The sequence below is a fragment of the Pantoea sp. VS1 genome, from assembly GCF_002207995.1.
GTDB classification, from domain to species: Bacteria; Pseudomonadota; Gammaproteobacteria; order Enterobacterales; family Enterobacteriaceae; genus Pantoea; species Pantoea dispersa.
Window position 1 is genome coordinate 1 of record NZ_NHZE01000161.1, and the last position, 245, is coordinate 245.

Below are 245 nucleotides of genomic sequence, written 5' to 3' on the forward strand. Positions count from 1 at the left end.
GGAATAACCACGTCTGGAGCGCTGATTTTAAAGGGCGCTTCCGCCTGAAAGACGGCAGCTGGTGCCGCCCCTTCACGCTCACCGATAACCACAGCCGCTACCTGCTGTCCTGCGAGCCGGGCACGTCGGAGACCACGGTGTTCGTGCGCGGCTGCATGGAAAGGGCCTTCCTGGAAGGCGGGCTGCCCGACGTTATCCGCACCGACAACGGCTCGCCCTTCGTTGCGCCGGGCATCCTCGCGCTG

At 65.3% G+C, this 245-nt stretch carries 1 protein-coding gene; it reads left to right on the forward strand.

Annotated features, from left to right (window positions below; genetic code table 11):
* Positions 1-245, forward strand: a 245-nt coding sequence (locus CBW22_RS25460) for an integrase catalytic domain-containing protein (protein WP_141097387.1), incomplete at both ends; no start/stop codon positions are given.